The following is a 19,401-nucleotide window of genomic DNA, read 5'->3' on the forward strand; positions in this document are numbered from 1 at the left end:
GCTCCGGCCCGGGGCGGGCGCTTCGCCGGCCCGCCCCAGCCGGTCGGCGTGGCCACGGTCGGCCGCGGCGACATCCGCATCACCCTCGACGCGCTCGGCACCGTCACCCCGCTGGCCACCGTCACCGTCAAGCCGCAGATCGCCGGCCAGCTGACCGAGGTCGGCTTCCAGGAAGGACAGCTTGTCAAGAAGGGCGACTTCCTGGCCCAGATCGACCCGCGCCCCTACCAGGTGGCACTGGAGCAGGACCAGGGCCAGCTCGCCAAGGACCAGGCCGTGCTGGCGCAGGCCCAGGCCGATCTGGCGCGCGACCAGCAGATGCTGAAGCAGAAGGCGGTCTCGGCGCAGCAGGTCGACGACCAGACCTTCCTGGTGCAGCAGAACCAGGGCACGATCCAGTCCGACCAGGCGCAGATCGACGCCCAGAAGCTGAACCTCGCCTACGCGCATATCGTCTCGCCGGTCGACGGCCGGGTCGGGCTGCGGCAGGTCGACCCCGGCAACTATGTCCAGGTCGGGGATTCGCTGGTGATCGTCACCCAGCTGCACCCGATCTCGGTGGTGTTCTCGCTGCCGGAGGACGACCTGCCGCAGATCCAGGCGCGGCTGCGCGCCGGCGCCACCCTGCCGGTGATCGCCTTCGACCGCGCCGGCACGACGCAGATCGCCACCGGCACGCTCTCGACCCTCGACAACCAGATCGACACCACCACCGGCACGGTGAAGCTGCGCGCCGGCTTCGACAATGCCGACGAGACGCTGTTCCCGAACCAGTTCGTCAATGCCCGCCTGCTGGTCGACACGCGGCAGGACGTCGTCACCGTCCCGGTCGCCGCGGTCCAGCACGGCGCGCCCGGCGCCTTCGTCTATCTGGTCGGCGCCGGCGACACGGTGGCGGTGAAGCCGATCAAGACCGGTCCGTCGGATGGCGGCATGGTCGCGGTCGAGGACGGGCTGCAGCCCGGCGACCGGGTGGTGGTCGACGGCACCGACCGCCTGCGCGACGGCGCCCATGTCACGGTCGCCGGCCAGGATGGCGGGGCGGGGCCGGGCGCCGCGGCCCCTGCTGCTCCGGCGGACGGGCAGGCGGGCCAGCAGCGACATCGCCAGGGCACCGGCGAGGGCGGCGGTCAGGGCCAGCACCGCCGCCGGGATAACCAGACCCAGCAGCCTGCGGCGAACCCATGAGCGCCTCCGCGTCATGGGTCGCTCCGACGGGCACAACCGTTGGAAGCCCGCTCCTTCTTAGTCCCCCCTCCCCTTGCGGGAGGGGGGTAGGGGGAGGGGTCTGCGCGCGTCCGCGCGTGAATGCGCAACGGGTGCAAGCGACGAGCAGACGGATCAGCCTCGATCCACGCCGAGCCTGGCTGAGAGAACCCCCTCCCCCTAGCCCCCTCCCGCGAGGGGAGGGGGGACTCAATAGACTTCGTCGCCGGCTCTCCAGATTCGCCGGAGGCCGGCGATGAACCCCTCCCGTCCGTTCATCCTGCGGCCGGTCGGCACCTCGCTGCTGATGGCGGCGATCCTGCTGGTCGGCGCCGTGGCCTACCGCTTCCTGCCGCTGTCGGCCTTGCCGGAGGTCGACTATCCGACCATCCAGGTGCAGACCTTCTATCCCGGGGCCAGCCCGGAGGTGATGACCTCCTCCGTCACCGCGCCCCTGGAGAAGCAGTTCGGCCAGATGCCGGGGCTGAACCAGATGACCTCGGCCAGCTCGGCCGGCGCCTCGGTCGTCACTCTGCAGTTCAACCTCGACCTCAGCCTCGACGTGGCGGAGCAGGAGGTGCAGGCCGCGATCAACGCCGCCGGCAACCTGCTGCCGGGCGACCTGCCGGCGCCGCCGATCTACGCCAAGGTCAACCCGGCCGACGCGCCGATCCTGTCGCTGGCCGTCACCTCCAAGACCATCCCGCTGACAGAGCTGCAGAACCTAGTCGACACCCGCCTGGCGCAGAAGATCTCGCAGCAGCCGGGCGTCGGGCTGGTCAGCCTCAGCGGCGGCGCCCGGCCGGCGGTGCGCATCCAGGTCAACCCGCAGGCCCTGGCCGCCTACGGCCTGGCCATCGACGACGTACGCACCACGCTGGGCAACGTCAACGTCAACACGCCGAAGGGCAATTTCGACGGGCCGACCCGGTCCTCGACGATCAACGCCAACGACCAGATCACCCAGGCGCAGGACTACAACGACGTCGTCGTCGCCTATCGCAACGGCGCGCCGATCCGCCTGTCCGACGTCGCCACCGTGGTCAGCGGGCCGGAGAACGGCAAGCTCGCAGCCTGGGCGAACACGACGCCGGCGATCATCGTCAACATCCAGCGCCAGCCCGGCGCCAACGTCATCGCGGTGGTGGACGGCATCAAGGGCATCCTGCCGCAGCTCGAGGCCAGCCTGCCGGCGGCGGCCGAGGTCGCGGTGCTCAGCGACCGCACGGTCACCATCCGCGCCTCGGTCGCCGATGTCGGCTTCGAGCTGATGCTGGCCGTCGCCCTGGTGGTGATGGTGATCTTCCTGTTCCTGCGCACGGCGGCGGCCACCATCATCCCCAGCCTGTCGGTGCCGCTGTCGCTGGTCGGCACCCTGGCGGCGATGTACCTGCTGGGCTTCAGCCTCGACAACCTGTCGCTGATGGCGCTGACCATCGCCACCGGCTTCGTGGTCGACGACGCCATCGTGATGATCGAGAACATCGCCCGCTTCGTCGAGGAAGGCGAGACGCCGCTGCAGGCGGCGCTGAAGGGGGCCGAGCAGATCGGCTTCACCATCATCTCGCTGACCGTGTCGCTGATCGCGGTGCTGATCCCGCTCCTGTTCATGGGCGAGGTGGTGGGCCGTCTGTTCCATGAGTTCGCCGTCACCCTGGCCGTCACGATCGTGATCTCGGCCGTGGTGTCCCTGACCCTGGTGCCGATGATGTGCGCCCGGCTGCTGCGCCACCGGCCGCAGGCCGAGCGCGGCCGCTTCGACCGCGGCGCCGAGCGCGCCTTCGACTGGATCATCGGCCAGTACGGCCGTGCCCTCGGCTGGGTGCTGGACCATCAGCCGCTGACCCTGCTGGTCGCGCTGGCGACACTGGCGCTGACCATCGCGCTCTATGTCGTCATCCCCAAGGGCTTCTTCCCGGAGCAGGACACCGGGATGATCCAGGGCATCTCCGAGGCGGCGCAGACCGTCTCCTATGCCGAGATGGCCAAGCACCAGTCGGCCCTGGCCGAGGCCATCCTGAAGGACCCGGATGTCGAGAGCCTGAGCTCCTTCATCGGCGTCGACGGCACCAACACCACGCTGAACAGCGGCCGCTTCCTGATCACGCTGAAGCCCCTGGGCCAGCGCAGCGCCGATGCGGGGACGGTGATCGACCGGCTGCGCGGCGAGACGGCGGGGGTGCCGGGCATCACCCTCTATCTGCAGCCGGTGCAGGACCTGACGATCGATTCCACCGTCAGCCGCACCCAGTACCAGTTCGTGCTGCAGAACGCCGATCTGGACCAGTTCCGGGACTGGGTGCCGAAGCTGATGCAGCGGCTGCAGCAGGTGCCGGAGATCGCGGACGTCGCCAGCGACTATCTGCAGCAGGGGCTGGCCGTCGATCTGGTGATCGACCGCGCCACCGCCGCCCGTTTCGGCATCACCCCGGCCACGGTCGACAACGCCCTCTACGACGCCTTCGGCCAGCGCATCGTCTCGACCATCTACACCCAGGCCAACCAGTACCGCGTGATCCTGGAGGCGGCGCCGTCGCTGCAGCAGTCGCTGGACGGGCTGAAGGCGCTGTACCTGCCGTCCTCGACATCCTCCGGCGGGCAGGTGCCGCTGTCGGCCATCGTCAAGGTCGAGCAGCGGGCCGGGCCGCTGCAGATCACCCATCTCGGCCAGTTCCCGGCGACGCTGATCTCGTTCAACCTGGCGCCGGGATCGTCGCTGGGCGCCGCGGTCGACGCCATCCAGAAGGCGGAGCAGGAGGTCGGCCTGCCCGACAGCTTCGTCACCGCCTTCCAGGGCTCGGCCGCGGCCTTCCAGTCGTCGCTGGCCAATGAGGCGCTGCTGATCCTCGCGGCCATCGCGACGATGTATATCGTGCTGGGCGTGCTCTATGAGAGCTTCATCCACCCGGTCACCATCCTGTCAACCCTGCCGTCCGCCGGCCTCGGCGCGCTGCTGGCGCTGATGGCGGCGGGCGACGGGCTGGATGTGATCGGGATCATCGGCATCATCCTGCTGATCGGCATCGTCAAGAAGAACGCGATCATGATGATCGACTTCGCGCTGCAGGCGGAGCGCGAGGAGGGCAAGCCGCCGCGCGAGGCGATCTTCCAGGCCTGCCTGCTGCGCTTCCGGCCGATCCTGATGACCACCATGGCGGCCCTCTTGGGCGCCCTGCCGCTGATGCTGGGCACCGGCATGGGGTCCGAGCTGCGCCGGCCGCTCGGCGTCGCCATCGTCGGCGGGCTGGTCGTGAGCCAGCTGCTGACCCTGTTCACCACGCCGGTGATCTATCTGGCCTTCGACCGGCTGGCCCAGCGCCTGACCGGCCGCCGGCCGCGGTCGCGCTTCACCGAGGGGGAGGAGGGGGCGTGAACCTCTCCGCCCCCTTCATCGCCCGGCCGGTGGCGACGACGCTGCTGACCCTCGGCATCGTCCTGGCCGGCTTCTTCGCCTATCTGAAGCTGCCGGTATCGCCGCTGCCGCAGGTCGACTTCCCGACCATCTCGGTGTCGGCCTCGCTGCCCGGGGCGAGCCCGGAGACGGTGGCGGCGACCGTGGCAAGCCCGCTGGAGCGGCATCTCGGCGCCATCGCCGACGTCACCCAGATGACCTCGCGCAGCTCGGTCGGCCAGGCCAGCATCACCCTGCAATTCGGTCTGAACCGCGACATCGACGGCGCGGCGCGGGACGTGCAGGCGGCGATCAACGCGGCCCGGGCCGACCTGCCGGCGGCGCTGCGCAGCAACCCGACCTACCGCAAGGTCAACCCGTCCGACGCGCCGGTGCTGATCCTGGCGCTGACCTCGCCGACCCTGACCCGCGGCCAGATCTACGACGCCGCCAGCAATGTGCTGGAGCAGCGGCTGTCGCAGATCGAGGGCGTCGGCCAGGTCACGCTGGGCGGCGCTGCTCTGCCGGCGGTGCGGGTCGAGCTGAACCCCCAGGCGCTGGCACAATACGGCATCGGGCTGGAGGACGTGCGCGCCGCGCTGGCCGCGGCCAACGCCAACAGCCCGAAGGGGTCGATCGAGGAGGCCGGCCGGCACTTCCAGATCTACAGCAACGACCAGGCCAGCACGGCCGCGGAGTACAAGCCGCTGGTGATCGCCGCCCGCAACGGCGCCACGGTGCGGCTGTCCGACATCGCCGACGTGCAGGATTCGGTCGAGGACCTGCGCAATGCCGGCCTGGCCGACGGCAAGCCCGCCGTGCTGGTGGTGCTGTACCGCGAGCCCGGGGCCAACATCATCGACACGGTCGACCGGGTGATGGCCGAACTGCCGCATCTGCGCGCCGCCATGCCGCGGGACATCGACATCACCCCGACGGCCGACCGCACCGGCACCATCCGGGCCTCGCTGGACGACACCCAGCTGACCCTCGGCATCTCGGTGCTGCTGGTGATGCTGGTGGTGTTCGCCTTCCTGCGTGACCCGCGCGCCGCGATCATCCCGGCGGTGGCGGTGCCGGTGTCGATCATCGGCACCTTCGGCGCCATGTACCTGGTCGGCTACAGCCTGGACAACCTGTCGCTGATGGCCCTGACCATCGCCACCGGCTTCGTCGTCGACGACGCCATCGTGGTGCTGGAGAACATCTCCCGCCACGTCGAATCCGGCGTGCCGCGGCGCCAGGCGGCGCTGCGCGGCGCCCGCGAGGTCGGCTTCACCGTGCTGTCGATCAGCATCTCGCTGGTCGCGGTGTTCATCCCGATCCTGCTGATGGGCGGGCTGGTCGGCCGGATCTTCCGCGAATTCGCCCTGACCCTGTCGATCGCCATCGCCGTGTCGATGGCGATCTCGCTGACCACCACGCCGATGCTGTGCGCCCTGCTGCTGCGCCGCCGGCCGCGCCGGCCCGACCGCGGGCCCGGACCCCTGGCCCGGGTGATGCGGGTCTATGAGCGGACGCTGGGCTGGGCGCTGCGCCACAGCGGCTTCGTCATCCTGGTGCTGTTCGGCGTGGTGTGCCTGAACATCGCGCTGTTCGCGATCATTCCGAAGGGCTTCTTCCCGCAGCAGAGCACCGGCCGGCTGGTCGGCGGCATCGTCGCCGACCAGAGCATCTCGTTCCAGGCGATGCAGCAGAAGCTGTCGCAGCTGATGGACATCGTCCGCGCCGACCCGGCGGTGGACAGCGTCGTCGGCTTCACCGGCGGCGGGGGCGGCGGCCGGTCGCAGACCAACACCGGCCAGGTCTTCGTCACCCTGAAGCCGCTGTCGGAGCGCGGCCTCAGCGACGACGAGGTGATCGCCCGGCTGCGCGGCAAGCTGGCGGTGGTGCCGGGCGGCCAGCTGTTCCTGGTCTCGGCCCAGGACATCCGCGCCGGCGGGCGGCAGAGCAACGCCGCCTACCAGTACACGCTGCAGTCGGATTCCTCGGCCGAGCTGCAGGAATGGGGGCCGAAGCTGACCCAGGCGCTACAGGCCGACCCGACGCTGGCCGACGCCAATTCCGACCAGCAGCAGAAGGGCGTCGAGACCGACATCGTCATCGACCGCGACACCGCGGCCCGCCTCGGCATCACGCCGCAACAGATCGACAACACCCTGTACGACGCCTTCGGCCAGCGCCAGGTGTCGACCATCTACAGCGCCATCAACCAGTATCACGTGGTGATGGAGGTGGCGCCGCAATACTGGCAGAGCCCGGAGACGCTGAAGAACCTGTACATCAGCACCTCCGGCGGCAGCGCCGGCGGCACCGCCAGCACCAACGCGCCGGCCCGCGCCACCGGCAGCGGCGCGGCCAGCCTGGCGGCGCAGTCGGCGGCCAACGCCAACACCAACGCGCTCGCGAATGCCGGCCGCAAGGGCACCTCCAGCGGCGCCGCCGTCAGCACGGCGAAGGAGACGATGGTTCCGCTGTCGGCGATCAGCCATTACGGGCCGGGCAGCACGCCGCTGTCGATCAACCACCAGGGCCTGTTCGCGGCGACCACCATCTCCTTCAACCTGCCGCCGGACAAGTCGCTCAGCGATGCCGCGGCGGCGGTGCAGCGGGCGATGGTCGCGCTCCACATGCCGTCGACCATCCATGGCAGCTTCCAGGGCACCGCCCAGGTGTTCCAGAACTCGCTGAGCAACGAGCCGATCCTGATCCTGGCGGCGCTGGCGGCAGTCTACATCGTGCTCGGCATCCTCTACGAGAGCACGATCCACCCGGTCACCATCCTGTCGACCCTCCCTTCGGCCGGGGTCGGGGCGGTGCTGGCGCTGATGCTGTTCGGCACCGAGTTCAGCCTGATCGCGATGATCGGCGTCATCCTGCTGATCGGCATCGTCAAGAAGAACGCGATCATGATGATCGACTTCGCGCTGGAGGCGGAGCGCAGCCGCGGCCTGGCCCCGCGCGAGGCGATCCTGCAGGCCAGCCTGCTGCGCTTCCGGCCGATCCTGATGACGACGATGGCGGCGATCTTCGGCGCCGTGCCGCTGGCGGTCGGCTTCGGCTCCGGCAGCGAGCTGCGCCAGCCGCTGGGCATCGCCATCGTCGGCGGGCTGATCGTCAGCCAGGTGCTGACGCTGTACACCACCCCGGTGCTGTACCTGGTGCTCGACCGCTTCCGCCTGTGGTCGCGCGACCGTTGGGCCCGCGCCTTCCCGCGCCAGGCCGGCCCCACGCCGAGGCCGGCGGAGTAGGGCCTCTTCGGCCGGGGCTGGAGGACTGTGCCGCAGTTCCAAGAGGTCGGCAGGTCGACGGTCCGTCATCATTGTGCGATGCAAAATAAAATTTAGCTGGAATTCAATGTTCCCCGCGCCCCTGCATCCAATGGATGCGCGGTGCGCGCGAATCATGCTCTAAGCGATTTTTCATCGGTTTCACGAATTCTTCCTCGGATCGCGCGAAAGCAGCGATCGGGTCACTGTCGACGCAGCGGTCCGTGACGGCGCGCCCAGGTGGCCATTGCAACGGAGCCGGAAAACCATGCAGCGGATCAACCGACTGTCTCGTCCCGTTATCGTGCCGCTCTATCCCTTCCCCGTCCTGGCCGCATTCCTGGTCGCCGCCCCGGCGCTGGCGGCGGACTACCAGCCGCGCGAGACCTTCGCGCCGCGCGACATGGGGCAGGCGGTCAACGTCTATCGGTCGGGCAACGGCGCGCCCGGGCCGGAATATTGGCAGAACCGGGCCGACTACCGGATCCAGGCGACGCTCGACACCAAGACCCCGTCGCTGAGCGCCGAGGAGGTGATCAGCTACACCAACAACAGCCCGGACGCGCTGAACGAGCTGTGGCTGCAGCTCGACCAGAACATGTACCGGCCGGACAGCCGCGGCGTGTATGCCGCCGGCAAGGCGGACAAGGGCTCCTCCGACGGCTATGTGCTCGACGAGGTCTCGGTCGAGCGCGACGGCAAGACCACGCCGGTCACCGTGCAGGTCAGTGACACACGCGGGCGCATCCAGCTCGACAAGCCGCTGGCGCCGAAGGGCGGCAAGGCCAGGATCCACATCCGCTACCATTTCACCATTCCGGGCGAGGAATGGGGCGGGCGTATGGGCTGGGGCAACGCCAAGGCCGGCCCGATCTACAGCCTGGCGCAATGGTATCCGCGGATGCAGGTCTATGACGACATCCGCGGCTGGGACACGCTGCCCTTCCTGGCCCAGGAGTTCTATCTGGAATACGGCGATTTCGACTACGAGATCACGGTGCCGAGCGGCATGATCGTCGCCGGCTCGGGCGAGCTGAAGAACCCCGATCAGGTGCTGACGCGGGAGCAGCGCGCCCGGCTCGACAAGGCCCGGACCAGCGACGCGACCGTGGCGATCATCGGCCCGGATGAGATCGGCGATGCCGCGACCCGGCCGGCGACGGACGGCACGCTGACCTGGCATTTCGCGATGCAGCACACGCGCGACGTGGCGCTGTCGATCTCGGCGGCCTTCGCCTGGGACGCGGCCCGCATCAACCTGCCGGACCGCAAATCGGCACTGGCCATGTCGTTCTACCCGGCCGAAAGCCAGGGCCGCGACCGCTGGGGCCGGTCGACCGAGTATCTCAAGGACTCGGTCGAGCGCTTCTCCGCCCGCTGGTATCCCTATCCCTGGCCGGTCGCGGTCAATGTCGCCGGGCCTGACAACATCGCCGGCATGGAATATCCGGGCCTGCTGTTCGACGGCATCAGCGACGAGGGCAAGACCCTGTTCTGGATCACCGCCCATGAGATCGGCCACACCTGGTTCCCGATGATCGTCGGCTTCGACGAGCGCCGCGACGCCTGGATGGATGAAGGCTTCAACACCTTCATCGACGTCTACCAGTCGGACGATTTCAACCATGGCGAATACTTCCCGAAGCGCGACAGCGAATACGCGCCGAAGGGCGGCAACCCGGCCGACGAGATCATCCCCGTCATCGCCGACCCGAACGCCCCGGCGATCCTGTCGCGCGCCGACACGATCATCGAGAAGTACCGCCACCCGATCACCTACTTCAAATCGGCCTTCGGGCTGGTGCTGCTGCGCGAGCAGATCCTCGGGCCCGATCGCTTCGACCCCGCCTTCCGCGACTTCATCGCCGCCTGGGCCTTCAAGCATCCGAAGCCGGCCGATTTCTTCCGCTTCATGGAGAGCGCGGCGGGCGAGGACCTGTCCTGGTGGTGGCGCGGCTGGTACGACCACAACTGGTCCCTGGATCTCGCGATCGACAAGGTCGAGCCGGGTGATGCGACCAAGGGCACGGTGATCACGGTGGCCGCCAAGGACAAGCTGGTGGTCCCGGCGACCCTGCGCGTCGACTTCACCGACGGCAGCCACCGCGACTATCGCCTGCCGGCCGAGAGCTTCATCCGCCAGGCAGCGACGACGGTGACGACCGAGGCCGGCAAGACGGTGGCGGATGTGGTCCTCGACCCCGACCACAAGCTGCCGGACGAGGATCGCGGCAACAACGTCTGGAAGGCCGCCGCGAAGTAGGGAAGGGGCATGCCGTTGCGCGTCGGCCCGGGCGCGCAACAGCACCGGCCCTGCTTTCACCGGCGCCCGCGACCTTCAGGCCAATCACAGTGTCACCGGAACTGTGGTGTACAGTCTGGCGCCGGGACTCGCTCGTCGAGCTCCACACCGGCGACGACTTCGAACCCCCTCGGCCCTGGCTGTCGTCTCCGACCGTCCGGACCGGACAGCACACCGCAGACCAACCTGGAGGAGACCTTATCATGAGCTCCGGAACCCCGAGCACCGCCCGCCGCCCGGGCGGGCTGACCGACCTTTCCGCCGACGCGACCAGGGACATCGGCGCCGCGCTGCGGGGCCTGCTGGCCGATGTCTTCGCCCTGTACCTGAAGACGAAGAACTTCCACTGGCATATGAGCGGGTCACATTTCCGCGACTACCACCTGCTGCTGGACGAGCATGGCGACCAGCTGTTCGCTATGACCGACGATATCGCCGAGCGGGGCCGCAAGATCGGCGCCCAGACGCTGAAGTCGATCGGCGACATCGCCCGGCACCAGCGCATCCCCGACAATGATGCCGAGCATGTCGACCCGCAGGACATGCTGGCCGAGCTGCGCGACGACAATCTGCGGCTGACCCAGGCGATGCGGCAGGTCCACAACACCTGCGACGAATATGGCGACGTCGCGACGGCCAGCCTGCTCGAGAACTGGATCGACGAGACCGAGCGCCGCACCTGGTTCCTCTACGAATCCTCGCACCGGCCGCCCGGCTCGAACGCCTGACCTGTCCCTGGCGAGGGGCCGGCCGGCAGCCGGCCCCTTCCACCATAACGCCAGGCCGACGATCTCGGCCTTACCATCCAAGCCGAAACGGTGACGCGGCATGGTCACAATCTCCAACTAGGATGCAAGTCTGGGTGTAGGGGAGGGGTGGCATGCGACGGATTCGGCGAGTCCTGCTGTGCGCGCTCGGCGCGATCGTGGTCTGGCCGGCGGCGGCGCCCGCCCAGGACGGCTGGGGGTGGACGGTCATCATACCGTCGGTGACCGGCACGGACACGCTGGGCCAAGCTCTGCGCCGGACGATGCAGGAACAGCCGCAGCCCGGGGCCGCGGCGCCGGCGGCCGAGGCGGCCGCCTTCCGCTACATCCCCTCGCCTGAGCGCCGCCGCGCCAACCTCGCCGCCTTCGTCGACCGCAGCCGCGCCACCGATCCGCAAGGGGCGGACAACCTCGCCAAGGTGTTCGCCTCGATCGACGTGGTCGAGCAGATGCGGGCGCCGCTCGCCGCCGTCGGGCTGCGGATCGACGACGTGGCCGACGCCTATGCGGTCTATTGGATCAATGCCTGGCAGGCCAGCCGCGGGGTCGACGACGACGTCAGCCGCGCCACCGCCCAGGCCGTCCGCGGCCAGGCCGCCCGCGCCATGGCGGCGACGGGCCAGCTGCGCGGAGCAGGCGACGCGGCGAAGCAGGAGATGGCTGAGGCGCTGCTGATCCAGGCGGCGCTGATCGCGGATGCGCTGAAGCAGAGTCAGGGCAAGCCGGAGCTGAGCCGTCAGGTCGCGGTGGCCGTATCGCAGGGCGCGCGGGGGATGAGCCTCGACCTCGCGAGCATGACGCTGACCGAGAAGGGCTTCGTCCCGGCCGAGTGAGCGGGCGCCATTCTACGCCGGGAACAGGTGCTTCGCCAGGAAGTCGACGAACACCCGCAGCTTGGGGGCGGGATAGCGGCTGGACGGCCACAGCAGGCGGAACACGCCTTCATGCTCGGTGTGCTCGGCCAGCACCACGACGAGGGTGCCGTGCTCGATCTGCCGTCGGATCGCGAAATCCGGCAGGCAGGCGATGCCCAGGCCCTGCTCGGCCATGGCGATCAGCGGCTCGATCGTGTTCGCCACCGCGCTGTTCGGCAAGGCAATCTCCCGCCCGCGCAGCGGCCAGGGCTCGAACCTGCCGCTGGTGGCGAAGCGGTGCTGCAGGCAGGCGTGGTGCGCCAGCTCCTCCGACGCCTGCGGCACGCCGCGCTGCTCGAGATAGGCGGGTGACGCCACCAGCTGCAGCCGGAACACGCCAAGGAACCGGCTCATCAGCCGGGAATCGCCGACCTCGCCGGCGCGGATCACGGCATCGAAGCCTTCCTCGATCACATCGACCAGCCGGTCGGTGAAATCGAGATCCAGCTCGATCTCCGGATACTCGCGCATGAAGGCGCCGATTGTCGGCATCATCAGCATGCCGGCCAGCGGCAGGCTGACCCGCAGCCGCCCGCGCGGCGCGCCGCGGGTCTGCGCCAGCTCCGCCTCCGCCGTCTCGATCTCGCTGAAGATCCGCCGGCACCGCTCCAGGAACAGCGCCCCCTCCGGCGTCAGCGTCACCGAGCGGGTGGAGCGGTGCAGCAGCCGCACGCCCAGCCGCTCCTCCAGCCGCGCCACCGCCTTGCCGATGGCGGAGGAGGAGATGCCGAGCTGCCGCCCCGCCACGGTGAAGCTACGGGCGTCCGCCGCCCGGACGAAGGCGTCGAGCGCGCCGAGGCTGTCGGTGGGGCGCATGGTCATTCCGGACATCCATTTCCGAAGTATGCGGAACTATAGCCCAATTCTCCGCAATGCGCTGTGGCCTCATCTTCCGGGCAGGCCATCACCGCAGGAGGCAGCTATGCCCGAGACGCCAGCCGCACCGCAGCATCACGACCGCTTCCCGTACTCCGCCATTGTCGACCGCCCGAAGCTGCACTGGCCGAACGGCGCCCGGGTGGCGGTGTGGGTGTCGCCGAACATCGAGCATTTCCTGTTCGACCGGCCATCGAGCTCGATCAACCCCTTCACCGCCAACCTGGTCCCCGACGTGCTGAACTATTCCTGGCGCGACTACGGCGTCCGCGTCGGCATCTGGCGGCTGATGGAGGTGATGGAGCAGCACGGCATCCGCGGCACCGTGCCGCTCAATTCCGACGTGGTGCGGCACTATTCCCGCATCATCGAGGCCGGGCAGGCGCTGGGCTGGGAGTGGATGGGCCACGGCATCACCAACTCCACCCTGATCAACAGCCAGCCCGAGGACGAGGAGCGGGAGATCGTGCGGGCGGTGGTCGACACCATCGGCCAGGCCACCGGCCGGCGGCCGCGCGGCTGGCTCAGCCCGGCGCTGACGGAATCGCGCAACACCCTCGACCTGCTGGCCGAGACCGGCATCGACTACGTCGCCAACTGGGTGAATGACGAGCAGCCCTATCCGATGCGGGTGCGCAGCGGGTCGATGCTGTCGCTGCCCTATTCGATCGAGATCAACGACTTCAACGCCTTCCTCTTCCAGGGCCAGTCCGGCGCGCAGTTCGCCGACACGATCCGGGAGCAGTTCGACGTGCTGTATGAGGATGGCGCCAGGACCGGCCGGGTGATGGGCATCGCCCTGCACCCGTTCCTGATCGGCCATCCGCACCGGGCCCGGCATTTCAGCCGGGCGCTGGCCCATATCGCGTCGCATCCCGATGTCTGGCTGGCCACCGGCAGCGAGATCGCCGACTGGTATCGGGAGACCCGGGCGACGGCGGCCTGACCGGCGCCGGCGGGGCCGCGGCTGCGCTCAGGGGAGTGGGGCGTCAGCAATCTCTCCGATCTCGCGCAGCCGGGCCGCGATCGAGGGCCTGTCCAGCGTCGCCGCCGGCAGAGCCACCAGCCGCTCGATGCGGTGCCGGAGCCGCTGGGCTGCCTCGTCGAACGCCGCCGCGATCTCGGCCTCGCTCCCGGTCACGGCGGCCGGGTCGGGAATGCCCCAATAGGCCGTGACCGGCCGGCCGGGCCAGACCGGGCAGGCCTCGCCCGCGGCGTTGTCGCAGACGGTGATGACGGCATCGAGCGCGGGCGCGCCGGGTGCCGCGAACTCGTCCCACGACTTGGACCGGAAATCCGCGTCCTCGAAGCCCAGCGCGCGGACCAGCGGCAGGGCGTGTGGATTGACCTCGCCTTTCGGCATGGAGCCTGCGGAGACGGCGCGGAAGCGGCCTTCGCCCAGCCGGTTCAGCAGGGCCTCGGCCAGGATCGAGCGCGCCGAGTTGCCGGTGCACAGGAACAGCACGGTCCAGGGTGGGCTCATCAACAGCGCCCGCCCTCTGCCACGCAGGCCTTGCCGACCGTCGCCGCCAGCGGCGCGCAGATCTCGGGCTTGCCGCTGCAGCAATCCTCCACCAGGAAGCCCAGCAGATCGCTCATCTGCCCATAGGCGGCGGCGTAGATGATCGAACGGCCGTCCCGGCGGGCCGAGACCAGCCCCGCCCGGCTGAGGACGGTCAGGTTGGCCGACAGGGTGCTCGGCACCGCACCCGTGGCGCGGGCGATCTCGCCCGCGGCCATGCCGTCCGGCCCGGCGCGCACCAGCAGGCGGAACACATCCAGCCGGCCCCCATGGGCCAGGGCGCCCAAGGCGACGATGGCATCGGTCTTCTCCATGGCTCAGCAGCAAGTCGGGGACGAGGCCCCGCGGGCCGGCCCGGGCGCGCCGCAACAGGCGGATGCCGGCCTGTCGGCCGCATCGAGCGCCGCGGCGGCATGGTCCTCGCCATAGGTCGTCGCCTCACCGAAGGTGTGGAACGTCTCCCACCGCAGGCCGGCCGGGTCGGTCACCCAGCTCTTGTCCGACCGCGCATAGCAGCAGGTGGTGCCGGCCTCGTCGAAGGTCCTGGCACCGGCCGCCTTCAGCCGCTCCGCCAGCTCGCCCAACTCCCCGGCGCTGTCGACCTGGATGCCGACATGGTCGAGGCCCGGCGCACGGTGGGTGGAGATCGCGAAGTTCACGCGCGGATCGTCGAGCATCCACTTGGCGTAGTCGTCGCGCACCACCGTCGCCGATACCCCGAACAGCGTCTCGTAGAAGGCGATGGAGCCGGCGAGGTCGGGGACGCTCACATGCAGATGAAGGCGCTTCACGGCCGTACTCCTTGTCAAAGGTTCAACAAAACGATATTTCTAGAAATATGGAATAGTCAAGGGGCGGACGATGACCATGACCGGACGGCCGGCCCGGCGCGAGGATGCCGCGGCCATCACCGCGATCTACAACCAGGGCATCGAGGACCGGATCGCGACCTTCGAGACCGAGCCTCGCAGCGTGGCGGAGATCGAGGCCTGGTTCGGCCAGGCCAAGGCCTTCGTGGTCGTCGAGGGCGAGGCCGGCGAGGTGGTGGGCTACGCCGTCGCCCATCCCTATGCCGACCGGTGCTGCTATGCGGGGATCGGGGAGTTCTCGGTGTATGTCCGGCGGGACCGGCGCGGTGCCGGTGTCGGCCTCGCCGCCCTGAGCGCGCTGGCGGAGGCCGCGCGTGCCGCCGGCCTGTGGAAGCTCTTGTCCCGCATCTTCCCCGAGAACCGGGCGAGCCTGAGCCTCATGGCCCGGGCCGGCTTCAGGGAGATCGGCGTCCATGAGAAGCACGGGAAGCTGGACGGCGTCTGGCGCGACTGCGTGATCGTCGAGCGCGTGATCCCGGAGAACTTGGTCTGAGGCGGCTTCGCGGTGGCCTGCCCCGGAAGCCGAAGGCGCAGGGTGGCGTCCCCGGAGAGATTCGAACTCCCGACCCGCTGCTTAGGACGCAGCCGCTCTATCCTGCTGAGCTACGGGGACCCGGCGCCCTTATAGCAAGCCGGCGGGGCGATGACACCCCCTGTGACGCCGCCCGGGCCCGGAAACGAAAGAGGCCACCCCCGCGCTTGGCGGGGGTGGCCTCGATGCTGTCCGAGAGGGGAGGCGGTGGCGCCTCAGTCCTCGATGAAGCTGCGCTGGAAGGCGTGCACCAGCGGGTCGACCGCATATTGCAGCGCGGTGCGGGTGCCGGTCATGATCGAGGCCTCGGCCGGCATGCCGGCGGAGAGGTTGACCTGCGGCGCCACCCGCTTCAGCAGCGTCGGGTCGACCTCGACCTTGGCCAGGAAGTAGGAGCGCTTGGTCGCCTCGTCCTGGGTGCTGTCGGCGGCGACATAGATCACCTTGCCGTCGATCCGCGGCATGTTGCGCTGGTGGTAGGCGGTGAAGCGGACCAGCGCCGACTGCCCCTCGCGCACCGTGTCGATGTCGTTCGGCTGCACCTGGACGTCGATCACCAGCCGGTCGTTCTTCGGCACCAGTTCCAGGATCGGCGCGCCCGGCTGAATGACGCCGCCGAGCGTGTGGTACTTCAGGTTCACCACCACGCCGTCGAGCGGCGCCAGGATGCGGGTGCGGCCGACCACGTCGCCGGCCGAGCGCATCTTCTCCTCCAGCTGCGCCAGCTCCTTCTGCGTGTTCGCGCGCTCCTCGGCGATCTTGTCGCGGAAGTCGCTGTCCAGCGCCAGCATCCGCATCTGGCTTTCGCCGATCAGCTGCTGGGCCTTGGCGATCGAGGAGGTGTCGGCCGCCTTCTGGCCCGCGATCTGGGCCTGGGTGCGCTGCAGCGCCAGCAGCCGGGGCCGCTCATACAGCCCCTTCTGGACCAGCGGCGTGACGCCGTTGATCTCCTGCTGGATCAGCTCGAGCTGGGTGTCGGCCGAGGTGATCTGGGCCTTCAGCCCCTCGATGTCGGACCGGCTTTGCTCGACGCGCTGCTGCAGCACCGACTTCTGGCCGTTGATCGACTCGCGGCGGGAGGTGAACTGCTCCTGCTGCGCCTGCACCAGGGCGGCGGCCCCGGGGTTCTTCGCCGCCTCGTCCAGCACCTCCGCCGGGAAGGTGATCGCCGGCGCGCCGGACTGCTCGGCGTCGAGCCGGGCCAGCGCCGCCATGTCCGCCAGGCGCTGCATGCGCACGGAATCGAAGGTCGCCAGGTCACGCGTGGCGTCCAGCACCAGCAGCGTGTCGCCGGCCTTGACCTCGGAACCGTCCTTGACCAGCAGCTCGCGGATGATGCCGCCCTCGAGATGCTGCACCGTGCGTTTGTTGCCCTCCGGGCTGACGATGCCGTTGGCGATCGCGGCGCTGGCCAGCGGGGAGACGGCGGCCCAGGCGCCGAAGCCGAACACGAAGACGCCGATCACGACGCCGCCGATCAGGCTCAGGCGGTTCAAGCCGTACGCGTTGCGCTTCAGCGTCTCGGCGGTCTCATCCGGCGGAGCGGGCAGGCGGTTGCTGAGGACGGCTGGCGGCAGTGGCTGTCCAGGCTCCTGAGGCGTGAGCGACATTTTCAGTTCCCTTTGGCGCCGGCGTGGTGTCGGCGGCACGTGGTCCAGCAATACGGGCCAGCACCTCGGCCCGCGGTCCAAGCAAGGCGATCTCGCCGTCGCGCATCACCAGGAGGCGGTCGGCATCGGCAAGGATCTGCGGACGGTGGGCGACGATGATCACCGTCGTGCCCTTGGCCTTCAGCCCGGCGATCGTGCCCATGAGCGCCGCCTCGCCATCCGCGTCGAGGTTGGAGTTCGGTTCGTCCAGCACCACCAGCTTGGGGTTGCCGAACACGGCGCGGGCCAGGCCGACGCGCTGGCGCTGGCCGCCCGACAGCGGCACGCCGCCGTCGCCGATCGGGGTGTCGTAGCCCTGCGGCAGCCGCACGATCATGTCGTGCACGCCGGCCAGCTCGGCCGCCGCCACCACCTGGTCGGAGTCGACCTTGCCCATGCGGGCGATGTTCTCGGCCACCGTGCCGGGGAAGATGTCGACCGCCTGCGGCAGATAGCCGAGATGCGGCCCCAGCGTCTCCGGCGACCACTGGCCGAGATCGGCGCCGTCCAGGCGGACCGCGCCGTCGGTCGGGGGATAGATGCCGCACAGCAGGCGGCACAGCGTGCTCTTGCCCGAGGCCGAGGGGCCGACCATGCCCAGCACCTCGCCGGCCGCGATCTCGAAGCTGACGCGCTTGATGATCGGCGTCTTGCCCTGCGGCGCGACGAAGACCAGCTTGTCGATCTGCACCTTGCCCGACGGCGGCGGCAGGGTCAGCCCGTCCTTGCGTTTCGGCAGGGCGGTCAGGATCTTCTCGATCGATTCATAGGACTGGCGGGCGCTGATGAACTGGCGCCAGGAGCTGATCGCCTGCTCGACCGGGGCCAGGGCGCGGGACAGCAGCATCGAGCCGGCGATCATGCCGCCCGAGGTCAGCTCGCCATGCAGCAGCAGATAGGCGCCGACGCCCATCACGAAGCTCTGCACGAAGATGCGGACGAATTTGGAGGAGCCGCCGATGATCGCCGAGCGGTCGGAGCTGCGCTCCTGCCCCTGCAGCGCCGCCTCGGCGTCCTTGCGCCAGCGGCCCATCAGCGCCGGCAGCATGCCCATGGCGCGGACGGTCTCGGCGCTGCGGATGGCGCCCTCGGCCTGGCGCTGGGCCACGACCTGCAGCTTGTTGGCGTCGGTGGTCGGGCCGCGCAGCATCTTCTCGTTGGTCAGCGCCAGGCCGAACAGGATGGCGGCGGAGACCAGCGCGGTGACGCCCAGCGCCCAGTGCAGCAGAAACATGACGATGATGAAGACCGGCGCCCAGGGGGCGTCGAACAGCGGGCCGATCGACGGGCCGCCGATGAAGGCGCGGATCTGCCCCAGGTCACGCAGCGCCTGGCCGCCCACCGGTGCGCCGAGCACGGCGCCGTTCACCCCGGTCTCGACCAGCGTGCCGGCCAGCTTGCGCTCGAACCGGGTGCCGATCCGGGCCAGCAGCGCCGAGCGCAGCCCGTCGAGCCAGCCCAGGATAATGAAGGCGAAGGCGGCGATCAGGGTCAGGAACACCAGCGTCTCGACATGGGCACTGCCGAGCACCCGGTCGAACAGCTGATAGGAGTAGAGCGGCGACACCATCACCAGCAGGTTGATGACGAAGCTGAACCCGCCCGCTACCAGGAACCACGGCCTGACCGATTGAAGGGCTTGGCGGGCGGCGCTCGGCGGTGTCACATCTGTCTTCGCCATAATGTCTTTTTCCCCTCGTCGGCCTGCCCGGCGCCACCGCCCTGAGACCGACTTTATATACCGTCGTATACTGATCGAGAAGCAGACCGCCCCGCTACCGGAAAGCGAACTGACTCCCCTCAAGGACCCGTAATTGAATAAATCATTCCGGACTTTGTAACTGTGTCACAGGTAACACCCATTGTCCCGACAGATTCAGTGAGGGACATGGCAAAATTCTGACGATTCCAAGACCGATCCTTCTCCCTTGGCGCCGGGCCCGAACGGAGTCTAGGATGGCCTGGCATGGAACAAAGAAGCAACATCATCGACTCTCTCGCCCGGCTGCAGACGGCGCAGGTCACGCGCGGGGTGCGCCGCTGGCTCGCCGCCGCCGGCCAGGCCAGCCTGGCGGAGTTCGGCCTGCCCGACGGCCGCCGCGCC

Annotated in this window: 14 protein-coding genes and 1 tRNA gene; 8 read left to right on the forward strand and 7 right to left on the reverse strand. The window is 69.3% G+C overall.

Annotated features, from left to right (window positions below):
* The 6 genes from ABDW35_RS12075 to ABDW35_RS12100 all read left to right on the forward strand — a co-directional run.
* Positions 1-1,188 (forward strand): MdtA/MuxA family multidrug efflux RND transporter periplasmic adaptor subunit (locus tag ABDW35_RS12075; protein ID WP_343714117.1); only part of this gene is annotated, 1,188 nt, incomplete at its 5' end.
* Positions 1,189-1,462: 274 nt separating this feature from the next.
* Positions 1,463-4,579: an MdtB/MuxB family multidrug efflux RND transporter permease subunit gene (locus tag ABDW35_RS12080; protein ID WP_343714118.1), complete on the forward strand. Its 3,117-nt coding sequence runs from the start codon at positions 1,463-1,465 to the stop codon at positions 4,577-4,579.
* Entirely contained in the window at positions 4,576-7,848 is a 3,273-nt protein-coding gene (locus ABDW35_RS12085) for an efflux RND transporter permease subunit (protein ID WP_343714119.1), read from the forward strand. Before ABDW35_RS12080 ends, ABDW35_RS12085 begins: the two co-directional genes overlap by 4 nt.
* A 286-nt stretch (positions 7,849-8,134) precedes the next feature.
* Positions 8,135-10,129 (forward strand): M1 family metallopeptidase, encoded by a 1,995-nt coding sequence (locus ABDW35_RS12090; protein ID WP_343714120.1) that lies wholly within the window; start codon positions 8,135-8,137, stop codon positions 10,127-10,129.
* A 242-nt stretch (positions 10,130-10,371) separates the two neighbouring features.
* On the forward strand, positions 10,372-10,896 hold the full coding sequence (locus tag ABDW35_RS12095; protein WP_343714121.1) for a DNA starvation/stationary phase protection protein: 525 nt from the start codon (positions 10,372-10,374) through the stop codon (positions 10,894-10,896).
* Between the two features lie 152 nt (positions 10,897-11,048).
* Entirely contained in the window at positions 11,049-11,768 is a 720-nt protein-coding gene (locus tag ABDW35_RS12100; RefSeq protein ID WP_343714122.1) for a DUF6683 family protein, read from the forward strand.
* Between the two features lie 12 nt (positions 11,769-11,780).
* On the opposite strand, the gene ABDW35_RS12105 is transcribed toward ABDW35_RS12100, so the two are convergent.
* Positions 11,781-12,671, reverse strand: coding sequence for a LysR family transcriptional regulator (locus ABDW35_RS12105; RefSeq protein ID WP_343714123.1), 891 nt, complete (start codon positions 12,669-12,671; stop codon positions 11,781-11,783).
* A 100-nt stretch (positions 12,672-12,771) separates the two neighbouring features.
* Here ABDW35_RS12105 and ABDW35_RS12110 point away from each other — a divergent pair, with 100 nt between their 5' ends.
* Positions 12,772-13,671: a polysaccharide deacetylase family protein gene (locus ABDW35_RS12110; RefSeq protein WP_343714124.1), complete on the forward strand. Its 900-nt coding sequence runs from the start codon at positions 12,772-12,774 to the stop codon at positions 13,669-13,671.
* 27 nt (positions 13,672-13,698) lie between these two features.
* On the opposite strand, the gene ABDW35_RS12115 is transcribed toward ABDW35_RS12110, so the two are convergent.
* The 3 genes from ABDW35_RS12115 to ABDW35_RS12125 are packed head-to-tail and all read right to left on the reverse strand — an operon-like array spanning position 13,699 to position 15,038.
* A complete protein-coding gene (locus tag ABDW35_RS12115) occupies positions 13,699-14,208 on the reverse strand; it encodes an arsenate reductase ArsC (protein ID WP_343714125.1) in 510 nt (169 codons plus the stop codon).
* Positions 14,208-14,561, reverse strand: a complete 354-nt coding sequence (locus ABDW35_RS12120) for a metalloregulator ArsR/SmtB family transcription factor (RefSeq protein WP_343714126.1) — start codon at positions 14,559-14,561, stop codon at positions 14,208-14,210. The genes ABDW35_RS12115 and ABDW35_RS12120 overlap by 1 nt, the downstream gene beginning before the upstream one ends.
* 3 nt (positions 14,562-14,564) lie before the next feature.
* On the reverse strand, positions 14,565-15,038 hold the full coding sequence (locus ABDW35_RS12125; RefSeq protein ID WP_343714127.1) for an ArsI/CadI family heavy metal resistance metalloenzyme: 474 nt from the start codon (positions 15,036-15,038) through the stop codon (positions 14,565-14,567).
* Between the two features lie 76 nt (positions 15,039-15,114).
* Between ABDW35_RS12125 and ABDW35_RS12130 the strand changes: the two genes are divergently transcribed.
* Positions 15,115-15,609 (forward strand): arsinothricin resistance N-acetyltransferase ArsN1 family A, encoded by a 495-nt coding sequence (locus ABDW35_RS12130; protein ID WP_343714128.1) that lies wholly within the window; start codon positions 15,115-15,117, stop codon positions 15,607-15,609.
* 43 nt (positions 15,610-15,652) lie between these two features.
* On the opposite strand, the gene ABDW35_RS12135 is transcribed toward ABDW35_RS12130, so the two are convergent.
* The 3 genes from ABDW35_RS12135 to ABDW35_RS12145 form a co-directional block, all read right to left on the reverse strand.
* Positions 15,653-15,729, reverse strand: a tRNA-Arg gene (locus ABDW35_RS12135).
* A gap of 134 nt (positions 15,730-15,863) precedes the next feature.
* Positions 15,864-17,258, reverse strand: coding sequence for an HlyD family type I secretion periplasmic adaptor subunit (locus tag ABDW35_RS12140; RefSeq protein WP_343714129.1), 1,395 nt, complete (start codon positions 17,256-17,258; stop codon positions 15,864-15,866).
* A complete protein-coding gene (locus tag ABDW35_RS12145; protein WP_343714130.1) occupies positions 17,179-18,978 on the reverse strand; it encodes a type I secretion system permease/ATPase in 1,800 nt (599 codons plus the stop codon). The genes ABDW35_RS12140 and ABDW35_RS12145 overlap by 80 nt, the downstream gene beginning before the upstream one ends.
* Between the last annotated feature and the right edge of the window lie 423 nt (positions 18,979-19,401).

Source organism: Inquilinus sp. (assembly GCF_039594555.1).
GTDB lineage: Bacteria > Pseudomonadota > Alphaproteobacteria > DSM-16000 > Inquilinaceae > Inquilinus.